This is a genomic window from Desulfovibrio desulfuricans (assembly GCF_024460775.1).
Lineage (GTDB): Bacteria > Desulfobacterota > Desulfovibrionia > Desulfovibrionales > Desulfovibrionaceae > Desulfovibrio > Desulfovibrio desulfuricans_E.
Window position 1 is genome coordinate 1 of the sequence record NZ_JANFYZ010000119.1, and the last position, 228, is coordinate 228.

The window sequence follows — 228 nt, forward strand, 5'->3', positions numbered from 1 at the left end:
TACGGATTCTGGAAGTGAAGAGTACGGACAAGCTGCCAGCTTCGCCTCACGATTCCCATCTGCTGCAACTACACGGGCAAATCGGCTTTTTGGTAAAAGCATGGAACAAGCCCTTCTTCAGCCTCCGTGCTGAGGACGGTACGCTTCTGCATGAGAAGATGACCTTCCCTCAACTTTGCCGTGCCCAACTTGGCCTTCAGTTGCCCAAGCAAGCTGAGAAACTGAGTA

1 pseudogene is annotated in these 228 nt (G+C 52.2%); it reads left to right on the plus strand.

The window, feature by feature from the left end:
• Positions 1-228, plus strand: a pseudogene (locus NE637_RS16035) (hypothetical protein); the annotation flags it as partial.